Consider the following 11393-nt stretch of genomic DNA (forward strand, 5'->3'; position numbering starts at 1 on the left):
AATAACAGCTTTCTTCCATTGCCTCAATTGATTAACATGAATTCCGTGATCAGAAGCAATTTCGCTTAGTGTTTTTTCCTCCTTCAAGATTTCTAGCACAATTTGAGATTTGAATTCTGATGTATATCGTTTTCTTTGTTTCATAAACCTACTTTAACATCTCCTCATTTCGTGTCTAGTTTCTTGGGTCCATTATAATTTCTGTGTACCAACATTTATATTAATTAAATATGAAATCGCCAACATACCCGAAGGTATACCTTTTATAACAAAGACATTCAACGTAACACTGAAATTTGCACAAAAAAGACTTATTCATTTTAGAAATCAACTACAAATATCAAAATTACAACAACAACTTAATGCATAATCAATTTTGGATATTTTTTAAAAATGTATCAGAAATCCCTCAACTCTTTTAAAAACGGATAAAAAGGATAGACATAACTAGTACGTGCTATCCTTTTTTATTTGTTTTTTAAAAAGAATTTAGAGCTACAAGGTTAGTGACTCTTCCTTTGTTTGTACTTTTAAGGTATCTACAAGTTGTTTAGACTCTAAACATAATATTTCTTGTTTCTAACCAACAATCATTAGACTAACCTTTGTACCAAGACTTGTTTCCCGAAAAAATAAAAATATTAGCATTATGCGGAACCAAAAAATTCGCCAAGTCTTGTTTGGGCGTACAAATTGACAATATATAAGATAATCCAAATGGTAAACGAAAGCCTCGTTGCGAGCCACATATAGGAATATTCTCCACCTTCACTCATTCCAGCCCCAAATAAGGCTAATGCGTTAAATGACAACAATAATAACAATAATATGTTATAAAATGTATAATAAAAGACCTCAATTTAGAGGTCGAATTATCGAGTTACACTCTTACTTTTTATTTACAAATTAGTATTTCTTTTTCAAAAAGAAAATTGTACCACCATAAGCGATAAGAACAAGTGCAAGAAGGCAAGCTAATGCAAAGGTATATTGCTCCCCATTTAAACCATAAATAATATTTGTGATGAAAATTATATTATATCCAATCAGAAAAGATACAAATCCAACCATCCCTGCTTGACCTATTATTTTATCCCCTCTTTCATCTTCTCCTTCTCGTTTCATAAACCAAATTACAAAAATAAAAGTTACAACTCCCAAAAACGAAACAATAGAACCAATTATGTTTAGCATTACAAATACCTCCTAATTTACAATTTATATTGAAAAACTTCATGAATCTCTTTTCCAAAGGCAAAGGCAATTTCATATGCCAATATTAAAGACGGGTTATAACGATTTGACTCTATCGATGCAATAGTTTGCCTACTGACTCCAACATGGCTAGCCAACTTCTGTTGTGACCACTTCTTTTCAGCCCTAAGAACAGGAATGTTATTAAATAGTTCTCCGTTCTGGTTCATTTCATTTATTCACCATCCTTTCAATTTTATCGCCATATTTTTTTGACGAAATGTCGTATATTTTTAACTTATAGTAAAGTATTTTTAACAATTTGTCAATACATAAATATTTATTGAAAAGAATAATCTCTAAAAATTATTCCCTGCCAAAATTTTTCTTGGCAGGGTTTTTGGCAGGGAACTATATTATTTTTAACTTATTTCGTCCATTTTAGCTTAGGTCAAATGCTGTTAAATCAGCGTTCTCTCTTCAAATCAAGTTAGCCTCTTATTCCACCCCAATAATGCAGCCACAAGATCTGCCAGCTACATAACAATCACAACACAGTATTAATTGATTTATTCTTGCTATAAGATAGGCAACATGCTAATATTTATAATGAACGTTATATATGGAGGTTATGATATGAAAAAATCACAGAAAAAAGAAGATATAATTAATACAGCTGAAAAATTATTTTATCAACATGGTTTTCATGCAATTGGTGTAAAAAATATATTGGAGCAAGCCGGAGTAGCAACAATGACAATGTACTATCATTTCAAATCGAAGGAAGATGTCATTAAGGAAATATTAGTTCAAAGAGAAAAGCAATATTTCCAATTGCTGGAAGTTAAAATTAACAGAGATAATGGAATTAATCAGTATATAGAGTCGTTAATTAAAGCGCATCTCGATTGGATAGAAACGGATGGTTTCAATGGCTGTTTATTCTTAAGAGCGAAGCAAGAATATGATGGTGTAAATGAAGAAATTGCTTCACTAAGTAAAAAACATAAAAAAAAACTCATAGACAAAATTGAAATGGATCTGAATCTTCTTCAATGCCCTGAATCCTTAAGTGTGCAAATATCTATTATACTCGAGGGGTTAACCTCAATGGTTCAGATACTTGAATTAGATAAGGTAAAAGATAACGCAATTGATTTAGCAAAAAGTATTCAGGTTACGGAATAATGAATAGAAGGAGAGGATAGTGTCGTGAAAAATATTACATTGTTCTCTATATTTTTTATTTTATTATTATAATGAACGTTATATATAAAGAGGTGACAATTATGAACGCAAAAAAATTAATAGTAGCAGGCTTGCCAATGATTGCCGTGACATATGGTTTGTCACGATTCAGTTATGGTCTAATGCTTCCATATATTAATGAAACAATTAATATGAATCAATCCACTAGTGGTATAATCTCGTCTTTGTCATACATTGCTTACTGTATAGCAATCCTATTTTCAATGGTATGTTCTAATAAGCTCCCTCCTAGAACTATTCTTATGATAGCTGGATTGGCATCCATTATTGGTTTAGGTACAATCTCCATTTCTCCTAATGCAATCGTGTTAGGTTTAGGTATATTTCTGGCAGGAATAAGTACAGGGCTTTCTTCCCCGCCATATGCTAATATTGTTAGCACGAACTTAGAAACAAGCTTACAAAACCAAGTTAATTCATGGATAAATTCCGGTACAAGTATTGGAACAGCTTTTACTGGAGCAATTGCTATCCTTATGGTCAATAGCTGGAGAGAAACGTATTTGATATTTATTGTCATTGCTATTTTTGTACTTATTGTTAATTTTAAATTTCTTCCAAAGCAGCAAACTTCAGAAAAGATAACCAAAGTTGGTTTCTTTAATAAAGAATGGAGGCATTCCATTCAATTAATTATTGCCTCTTTACTTATAGGAATATCCTGCTCTGCTTACTGGACATTCTCAAGAGATTTTATATTAAAATTAGAACATATTTCCTCATACCTGGGAGAGTGGCTTTGGGTAATTATTGGACTAGCAGGTTTACTAGGAGGAACTGCTGGTGCGTTTATAGATAAGTTTGGTTTAATGAGTGCGTACAGAATTTCTATATTGGCACTTTCAACCTCCTCCCTTATCCTAGGAATTTATACAGTTAACAATATAACAGGTTTCCTGTCACCAGTTCTTTTTGGAAGCTCTTATATTTTCATGACAGGAGTCTTAATAGTATGGGGAATTTCAGTATTTAAGACTAACCCGTCGTTTGGGTTAGGTGTACCATTTTTAATACTTGCACTCGGACAAGCCATAGGTTCCATCTTATCAGGAGTAATAGCTGTTATATCTGGATATCATACACTTTTTATTGGGGCTTCTATAATTGGTTATACTACTTTAATATTCAAGCCCAAGACAAGCTAGATATATGTTCTCAAAACTTCCGTTGTAAGGAGATATAGTTGAAGAATTTACTACAATAATCATCAATTTTTATTATAAATTAAATTTGAAATTTATTGGAAAGGACTCTGTTTTCAAAATAGATTCTTCTTTTTTATTGTAAAATTTAAATTTGGGTTTTCAGCATTAGTTTAAAGACTTTTTTCTAAGATTAGATTTTTTATAGATATGCATTGATGATATTCTTTTCAAATATGCTAGTTTATATTACAAAAAAACATATTGTTTTTTACTCCGTAAGATACCAAAAAATTTCCCTGCTAAAATTCAGTGTAAAAACAAAATTCCCTACCAAAATTTTTTCTTGGTAGGGTTTTTGGTAGGGAACTATCTTATTTTTAACTTATTTTGTCCATTTTAGCTTCGGACAAATGCTGTTAAATCAGCGTTCTCTCTTCAAATCAAGTTAGCCTCTTATTCCCACTCAACTGTAGATGGGCTACCTAGAACCCTTGCTATCACTACTTTCAGACAGTTTACTTTCCCTTATGGCAGGGTTTTGGTAGGGAACCAATTCCATCTTAATGTCTTGATTTCCATTGAAATCCATATAAGTTTCCTTAGAAAAATTGAACTTAATATTCCCTGCCATTTTTTCAGCAAGTGGTTCATCATTTCTACTCCATAAGTGCGCATAATGTTTCAAAGTTATTTCCGGTGAACTATGTCCTAATCTTCGTGATACAACTAATACATCAGCATTAAACTCATTAATTAAATAACTAACATGAGAATGCCTCAATCCTTTTGCTTGTATTACAGTAACTTTTGCTATTTTGGCATATCGTTGTACAATTCTATGGATTGTAGACCTATGAACAGGTAGTCCTGTATAGCTTAATATGAAATTATCTATTCCATGCTCTGATTGTACTTGTTTCCAGTTTTGCAAGATTGCTAACGTATCGTCATCTAACGATATTGTGCGAATACCATCTTCCGTTTTAGTATATGGCTTTCGTTTAAAATCTTTTTTTGATTTCATTTGCAAAGTGTGATGAACCCTTAACTTCTTTTTATCGAAATCAACATCATTCCAATAGAGTGCCAATCCTTCACTGACTCTTACTCCTGTCATATAATATAACCAAATTGCAACAAAGCACATGTGCTCATAAAAGTTATGAGTATAAATCATCGAGATGACCTTTTCAAATTCCTCTTTCGTCCAAAACCCAACAACACTTTTCGCTTTTGGAATTGCTTTTGTTTTCTTTGAAATATTTTTCTCTAAAAATTCCAAATTCACAGCATACTCAAGTGCTTGTCGAAATCCTCCATAGAGCAACGCAGAGTAGTTTTGAGAATATCCAGTTTCATTCAAGAGCCAAGTTCTAAAAGATTCACAATCTCTGACATCAATCTCTCTAAGCCTTTTATCAGAAAACCTTTCTTTAATTAATTCAAAAGCATGTTTTCTTGATGCCCAAGTATCCTCTTCTACGCTTGATTGATAGTATGGTAAAAAAAATAAATCCATAAAATCACCAAAAGTAAGGCGATAATTGGCATAGCCATTTTGGCTAAGGTATTCATTTCTTATTCTAGTCGCTTCCTTATTAGCTTCTCTTGCAGATTTAAACTTTTCACCATTAGCGTTTTTCCTAGATTTCTTCTGAATCCTTTCTCCCGTAATCTTATCTACACCAAGTTCAATATTATAAAAGAAATTTCCTTTATTATCCGTATAAACTCCTTTATATTTAGTCTTTGCCATTCGTATCACCTTCCTCAAGAGATACGTCCACACCTATGATATTTTCAACAGCATGACAAGGCACCCGTCCTAATCTTTTGTTATTATAATAGGGATATCCTTGTTCCACCATGTAATATTTTGCTTGTCTAATAATATCTACTGCTTGATATGGCAAGAAACCCATTTCTTGCAATTCTTTTTTTGAAATGGTTTTATTCATTAGCAAAACAATTCCTCCTTATTTTTTTCAATAAAAAAAAAGAACAGATAATTTATCTGTTCTTTCATAAAATCCAGTATTTAATTCGGGTAATCGGAAAATAGTGTAGAATTATACATTCTGAATTTTTATTTATTATGCACTTCTACAATCGCGCCCGATTGCGTAATGGCTATATTTTTTTTGAAATTTACTCCTAAAACTCCTGACTTCAATTTATAGTTTTTTATTTCTCTGCTTTTAATAATATGGCACTTGAAACAAATCGAACTATTAATAATCCAATTAAGATGATAATTCCAGTAAATATAATAGCGCCATTCATACCAAAGGGATTAAACCAAGAATCATTTGGAGGAGTTATAAACTTTGTACCTAACCATACTGATAATAAAATAGTTAAAATATTTATTAGCAATATAAGATAAAGCTTAATTCTTACAGATAATAGCCCTGCCAAAACAATAAATAATAAAGTCCCTCCAAACGCAAAAAACGCTCCATTAGTAAATAAGGAAGTTTCAATGTAGTGAAATAAAAACGGCATAGGTATTAATAAAATGACCACCCTGATAAGTTTGATAAAACTCCCACCTCTCTAAAAAAAGTTCCAGCCTTGTGCAACAATATGGCCCGTTTGTTGAAGGAAACAGGCCTGTGAATTAACCTTTTTAAGTTAGTTTAATATACGCCAATCGACCATAATTCCACACTTTAATCGGAATACCCTTTAATTCAGGACATCGTTTTCCGTTCCAGCTTACTAATGCGCCTATCCAAATCTATCCATTTAGTTAACTGATATGCCTGTTCTTTCTGAACTTCTTCCACATCTCCATCTAACCTAGTTATATTTTCTTTTGAAGAACCTACCTCATTATAAATCATTTGTAGTATCTTTTAATCCCTGCAAATCAGATTCAATCTTATCAAAACGATTATTTACTTCTTTTTGAAAATCTTTTTGCCGTTGGTTCATTTCATCTAATAATTTCAATACATTTTCTTCAAAATTCGACAATATTATCACTCCTTAATAATTTCACCTTTTTCTTCTATATAATCGGGCTCTTGTTCCTCTATAGAATCAAAGTCAATGTCTGGATGACCATTTATATTCACTAATTCATCATCTTTTAATCTATAATGAGTTATTTCTTTTTCATCATCTTCTTCTTTATCATAAACAACAACTTTTATATATTTTCCATTTTCCCACATTGTAATATCTGAACTACTTCTCAAATCATTTCCGTAATCTATACTAGAACTATCATATTCTATATTATTTCGTTCAGCGATTTCTGACTCCACTTTCTCAATAGCTAAATTTACTATATCTTCATAGGTTAAATTATTATTTGTTTTAGCTTCTGAATTTCCACATGCTACTAGACTGATAGAAAAAATCATCAGTACCATTATTTTTAACACGTGTTTATGCAAGAAAATCACCTCCAATTAGAATAATTTTCATTTAACCTATGATAACATATAATCAATACTGAAAAAAATTAAAGTCAACAATACGCCAAACATCATCTTTATTTTCCATATCTAGTTCAATGAATGAATCCACCGAACTTACCGCACCATCCATTTCAATTTCATTTATAAACACACCTAAAACTTTTTGCCTACCCTCTTTTGATTTTCCTAAATAAACATCTAGATTATTCACAGTAGATTTCACTTCAGCTAATTTATCGTCATATTCTTCATTCCCATCAAAGTTTAATTCTTTTAATTTTTTCTCTGATACGTACATTTCTACATCTTCCCTTACTGGTTTGCCTTGATAATTAAAGTAGCCCATAATAAATTTTTCTGCTATCTCACCAGCTTCTAAATGAATGACTTCTTCCAAACTCTCTAATTGACTTATTTCATTCTTTGCTTGCTTTAACTCATTTCTATAATTTTCATTCTTCACGAATAAAAAAACAATGGTTAAAACACCAACAATAATTAATGGTAAATACTTTTTCATTCTATCACCTCTCTAAATCCGAATAGCATTCAATTAATCTAACCCTAATGTTTTTCGAGGGTCAATTTTATCTTGATGTGCTTGACCTAATTTAGTTAAATGTTCCAAATGCAAATGATTTCCTGTACTATCCCCTGTCGTTCCACACTTACCAACAGCTTGACCTTGACTAACCTTATCACCAAGAGAAACTTTTAATGAGGACATATGACCATACCGACTAAATTCATTATTTGCATGTTGCAAAGTAACATAATTTCCATAGCCAGTATTTCCATGAATGGCTTCTACAACCTTTCCGTCCTTAACCGCCATAATGTTATCACTAGGCGTACAGCCAAAATCCACCCCACCATGAAAACTCTCTAACTCTCCTGTAATCGGATGCGTTCTCGGTCCAAAACCACTTGTAATTATAATTTCTTTTAACGGTAATGCCCAATCACCACGAACATTTATAGGGGAATTATCTTCTTCAAGATAACGCATAACATTGTCTACATAGTTTACATCACCATAGCGAGACCACCCATTTTTTTTTGCCATCATATTACTAAAATTAATGGCAACCTTCTTAGAATAACCCCCTCTTTCGTTCGCATAGGGTATAAATCCCGAACCAAAATTATAAGCTTGCAAAGAAAGCCTCACTTCTCCATCTGCTTCCTTCATGACTTGTGAAAAATATCTTGTTCCAACATCAATAGATACTTCTGGGTCTGTAATTGAATTGAGAGGGAGACCGAGACTTTCGGATGATTGCATTACATCTAAAACCCTACCTCCACTTTCTTGCATAGTCATAGCCATCAATACATCTACATGTTGTGATATGAAATATTTTTTGGCGTATTTCTCAAAATAAGCTTTATACCTCAATACTTCCGGCGCAATACCATTACCAGTATAAATATCCGTATATTCTTCATTTTCTTCTTCTCTCAGATGAGGCATTCCATCATCACTCATATTTATTGAATTAACAACAAAAAGAACCACTATACCAACGATAAAAAAGAAGAAGAGCAATAAAACAATTAAAAAGATTTTTATTTTCATTTTAGCCACTTTTACCCCAGGTATTTTATCTGTATTCAATTCAAAAAACACCTCCACAAAAAACAAAAAGAGAATTGCCTATTATAGCAATCCTCAATTCTCATCTCTTTCTTTTTTCCTTTCTTCTACAGATGATACTTTTCTACTTCGTTGCGCATTCAAACCTGTATCATGATGAACCTCTGTATGACTACGATTTTCTTTCTTCACACTGTCTACATCTCTTTCATTCGTGTTTTCTGGCTGTGTAGTTCGTTCTACAGAATGTTCTCTATCATGATGAGGTTCAGCATAACCACGATTTTCTTCATTCACACCACTAATATCTTTTTCATTTGTATTTTCCGGCTGTGAAGTTCGTTCTACAGAATGTTCTTTGTCATGATAAGATTCAGCATGACCACGATTTTCTTCATTCACACCACCAATATCTTTTTCATTTGTATTTTCTGACTGTGAAGTTCGTTCTTTTGATGGGTCATCTGTTTCCAATGGTACAGGTACTGCTTTATCCCCATCATCCTTTTTCTTTCTCTGTGGAGAACGTTTAGTATCCACACCCTTGCCATTTTCAGTACCTTTTCTTTCCTCCCTCATACTCGTTCGATTCGTTTTTGCACTCTGTTTAGAATCACTTTTTTCATCTCCATAATTCATTGGAGATTCCCTCTTTTGAGAACGTCTTTCTTGTAATCTCTTTTTCGCATTAGAAAATTGATTACTATAATACTGGTTCATATTTGGCATAATGTTTCCATCAACTGTTTGAACACGTCCTGCCGTAACAAAACTAATAATTTTATTTCTCTTAATTATGATTAAGAAAAATATCACAATCAAAAGCACCACATGTAACAAATACATTCCTGTATCGACCGGTTTTACAAATAGATACATGGAATATGTTAACAGATAAACAACAAATAAAAGTAAACCTAACAAACCTTTCGTTAAAAAAATGGTCACTATATTACCTAATGCCTTAAAACCTGTCATTGCAAAATGAGGAATAAAACTTAAAACAAACGCAAAAGGTAAAGCTAAAGCTATGAATATCGCTAACAATTGTAATGCAAAATTGATTAAACCTAATAATAAAAAGGGAATAGACAAACCAATTACAATGAAGAAAGTCAAAAATACTATACCCGATTGTTTAAAAGCTGAACCCGAAGCTACATTCGTATTTCCGTTTTTATTTACTTCAAGATGGGCATGACCGATTCTATACGCTGAACCTTCTGAGTTTAATTTAAAAGCCAGCATTCTTTCCGAACGTGGAAAAGCTTGAAATCCAAAACCTAAATCTTTAATCTTATCATCAGCATTAATTTCTTTTTCATCTGTTTTACCATAGTTAATTAAAAGGTATGGTCGTTTTAATGCTAAATCAAAATAAATATTACGAACGACCGCAATTGTACCTTCTATCTTCTCATTTTCATCAATATCATTAATCCCTGCATAAACACCCTCTCTCTTATCATCAAAAATCCCTAAAATACCATCACCTGCACTTACTAAAGTAGATTGTATCTCTCCCGAAAGTGCATTCATACTTTTTAATAAATAACTGGCATTCGATACCCAATAACCGGCAACAATTAAAACAACCACAAACAACATAAATTTTCTAAAAGATTCTCTGGCATTTCCTTTGGTAAAAAATATAAAAACAAGATAGCCACATAAAAATGCAAACAATATTTCTGCAAAATGCTCCTTTAAAACTTCATATATACTACCCGAAACACTTTCAATATCATCCGCAAAATCATCCAATTTATTTAACGTAAATAATTGTAAAGAACTATCTGTAACTTTAACCACATTTTGAATAATACCCATAAAAAAGTTATTGATTGAATACAAATTAAAACCAAATATTCCACTTGTATCTTCATTATTCACCATATAGCGTTCGAGTGGATATTTTTTTATTTCTAATTGAACACCACCCTCTTCCTTTTCCTTTGCCTTATCCATATACTTAAAAGGTTTATATTCTTTGTCAAATATTTTCCCGAAAAGTTTGAGAATAAAATCTCCAACTGGAAAATCATCATCAATCAAATCAGAGAGATTCCCACTTGTATCAACCTCTTCATCATCTTCCGCAAGAACAACTGATGATGTCACGAAACATAAAAATAATGCAGTAAGCAGAATTAACAACCATTTTTTATTCTTCATTGGCATTCAAATCCTTTATAAAATCTAGTATCCTTTCACAGGCACTTACGCCACCACGACAATAAGCTAAAAATTCCGCATCTGTTTTTCCTTGTTTCCTTCCTTCCTCCAAGCCTTTCAATCTCTCAAAATTAATTTGTAACCCTTTTACAAACGACTTTAAAAAAATTTCATTTTGCATTTCCTCACCAGCCTTTCAAATAAAAAAGTGACTACCTTTCGATAGCCACCCTTGAAAAAATTACTACTTAGAGCTCAATACAAGTTTCATAATAAAGGTATCTGTCACGCTGTTCTTCCACCAAAAATAATTCAAAAACAAAATTGTAACTTATATCTTTTTGCGAATGACGTTTTGTAATTGTAAAATTTACATTTCCATCTTCCCTCAAATTATCGTTCGAATAATCAATAGCCTCTCTAATTATTTCCTCTAACTTTTCAGACATATCTAATTCCAATAGTTTTTCTTCCAACTCCACATAATTTTCTAATTCAGAAATATACATCATACCTAAAACATTCTCATTCATTAAATCATCTCCTTTTTTTATATTAAAAAATGGCTACCAATTATGGATAGCC

General features: G+C 31.9%; 15 protein-coding genes. 2 read left to right on the plus strand and 13 right to left on the minus strand.

Translation table 11 applies throughout. The annotated features are described in order from the left end of the window. The 3 genes from MUB24_RS17230 to MUB24_RS17240 form a co-directional block, all read right to left on the minus strand. Window positions 1–144, minus strand: a 144-nt coding sequence (locus MUB24_RS17230; RefSeq protein ID WP_244705165.1) for a transposase, incomplete at its 3' end; no start/stop codon positions are given. Window positions 145–906: 762 nt separating this feature from the next. Further along, window positions 907–1194 carry a DUF2178 domain-containing protein gene (locus tag MUB24_RS17235; RefSeq protein WP_244706273.1) on the minus strand — a complete coding sequence of 96 codons (288 nt, stop codon included), beginning with the start codon at window positions 1192–1194 and terminating at the stop codon, window positions 907–909. 17 nt (window positions 1195–1211) lie between these two features. Beyond that, the gene (locus MUB24_RS17240; RefSeq protein ID WP_244706275.1) at window positions 1212–1424 is read right to left on the minus strand and encodes a helix-turn-helix transcriptional regulator; all 213 of its coding nucleotides are present in this window, start codon (window positions 1422–1424) and stop codon (window positions 1212–1214) included. A 406-nt stretch (window positions 1425–1830) separates the two neighbouring features. Here MUB24_RS17240 and MUB24_RS17245 point away from each other — a divergent pair, with 406 nt between their 5' ends. Beyond that, window positions 1831–2382, plus strand: coding sequence for a TetR/AcrR family transcriptional regulator (locus tag MUB24_RS17245; protein ID WP_244706277.1), 552 nt, complete (start codon window positions 1831–1833; stop codon window positions 2380–2382). A 101-nt stretch (window positions 2383–2483) separates the two neighbouring features. Then, window positions 2484–3608 (plus strand): MFS transporter, encoded by a 1125-nt coding sequence (locus tag MUB24_RS17250; RefSeq protein WP_244706279.1) that lies wholly within the window; start codon window positions 2484–2486, stop codon window positions 3606–3608. Window positions 3609–4086: 478 nt separating this feature from the next. On the opposite strand, the gene MUB24_RS17255 is transcribed toward MUB24_RS17250, so the two are convergent. From MUB24_RS17255 to MUB24_RS17300, 10 genes are all read right to left on the minus strand, one after another. Continuing rightward, window positions 4087–5364, minus strand: a complete 1278-nt coding sequence (locus MUB24_RS17255; RefSeq protein WP_244706281.1) for a tyrosine-type recombinase/integrase — start codon at window positions 5362–5364, stop codon at window positions 4087–4089. Further along, window positions 5351–5566, minus strand: a complete 216-nt coding sequence (locus MUB24_RS17260; protein WP_244706283.1) for a DUF3173 domain-containing protein — start codon at window positions 5564–5566, stop codon at window positions 5351–5353. The genes MUB24_RS17255 and MUB24_RS17260 overlap by 14 nt, the downstream gene beginning before the upstream one ends. 226 nt (window positions 5567–5792) lie before the next feature. Beyond that, entirely contained in the window at window positions 5793–6134 is a 342-nt protein-coding gene (locus tag MUB24_RS17265) for a hypothetical protein (RefSeq protein WP_244706284.1), read from the minus strand. Between the two features lie 309 nt (window positions 6135–6443). Continuing rightward, complete coding sequence (locus MUB24_RS17270; protein WP_244706286.1) at window positions 6444–6587, minus strand: hypothetical protein; 144 nt, start codon at window positions 6585–6587, stop codon at window positions 6444–6446. A 5-nt stretch (window positions 6588–6592) separates the two neighbouring features. Continuing rightward, window positions 6593–7012 carry a hypothetical protein gene (locus MUB24_RS17275; protein ID WP_244706288.1) on the minus strand — a complete coding sequence of 140 codons (420 nt, stop codon included), beginning with the start codon at window positions 7010–7012 and terminating at the stop codon, window positions 6593–6595. A gap of 52 nt (window positions 7013–7064) precedes the next feature. Next, window positions 7065–7556: a hypothetical protein gene (locus tag MUB24_RS17280; RefSeq protein ID WP_244706290.1), complete on the minus strand. Its 492-nt coding sequence runs from the start codon at window positions 7554–7556 to the stop codon at window positions 7065–7067. Window positions 7557–7589: 33 nt separating this feature from the next. After that, window positions 7590–8654, minus strand: a complete 1065-nt coding sequence (locus MUB24_RS17285; protein WP_244706292.1) for a lysozyme family protein — start codon at window positions 8652–8654, stop codon at window positions 7590–7592. A gap of 54 nt (window positions 8655–8708) precedes the next feature. Then, window positions 8709–10808 (minus strand): CD3337/EF1877 family mobilome membrane protein, encoded by a 2100-nt coding sequence (locus tag MUB24_RS17290; RefSeq protein WP_244706294.1) that lies wholly within the window; start codon window positions 10806–10808, stop codon window positions 8709–8711. Next, window positions 10798–10989: a hypothetical protein gene (locus MUB24_RS17295; RefSeq protein WP_050351783.1), complete on the minus strand. Its 192-nt coding sequence runs from the start codon at window positions 10987–10989 to the stop codon at window positions 10798–10800. The genes MUB24_RS17290 and MUB24_RS17295 overlap by 11 nt, the downstream gene beginning before the upstream one ends. Window positions 10990–11056: 67 nt before the next feature. Continuing rightward, window positions 11057–11341, minus strand: a complete 285-nt coding sequence (locus MUB24_RS17300; protein WP_050351784.1) for a hypothetical protein — start codon at window positions 11339–11341, stop codon at window positions 11057–11059. Between the last annotated feature and the right edge of the window lie 52 nt (window positions 11342–11393).

The sequence above is a fragment of the Lederbergia sp. NSJ-179 genome (assembly GCF_022867885.1).
GTDB lineage: Bacteria > Bacillota > Bacilli > Bacillales > Bacillaceae_C > Lederbergia.

Excerpts from the sequence above, each read along its gene's own strand:
- MUB24_RS17235 (WP_244706273.1), bottom strand. The coding sequence starts at position 1,194 with ATGCTAAACATAATTGGTTCTATTGTTTCGTTTTTGGGAGTTGTAACT.
- MUB24_RS17240 (WP_244706275.1), bottom strand. The coding sequence starts at position 1,424 with ATGAACCAGAACGGAGAACTATTTAATAACATTCCTGTTCTTAGGGCT.
- MUB24_RS17245 (WP_244706277.1), top strand. The coding sequence starts at position 1,831 with ATGAAAAAATCACAGAAAAAAGAAGATATAATTAATACAGCTGAAAAA.
- MUB24_RS17250 (WP_244706279.1), top strand. The coding sequence starts at position 2,484 with ATGAACGCAAAAAAATTAATAGTAGCAGGCTTGCCAATGATTGCCGTG.
- MUB24_RS17255 (WP_244706281.1), bottom strand. The coding sequence starts at position 5,364 with ATGGCAAAGACTAAATATAAAGGAGTTTATACGGATAATAAAGGAAAT.
- MUB24_RS17260 (WP_244706283.1), bottom strand. The coding sequence starts at position 5,566 with ATGAATAAAACCATTTCAAAAAAAGAATTGCAAGAAATGGGTTTCTTG.
- MUB24_RS17280 (WP_244706290.1), bottom strand. The coding sequence starts at position 7,556 with ATGAAAAAGTATTTACCATTAATTATTGTTGGTGTTTTAACCATTGTT.
- MUB24_RS17290 (WP_244706294.1), bottom strand. The coding sequence starts at position 10,808 with ATGAAGAATAAAAAATGGTTGTTAATTCTGCTTACTGCATTATTTTTA.
- MUB24_RS17295 (WP_050351783.1), bottom strand. The coding sequence starts at position 10,989 with ATGCAAAATGAAATTTTTTTAAAGTCGTTTGTAAAAGGGTTACAAATT.
- MUB24_RS17300 (WP_050351784.1), bottom strand. The coding sequence starts at position 11,341 with ATGAATGAGAATGTTTTAGGTATGATGTATATTTCTGAATTAGAAAAT.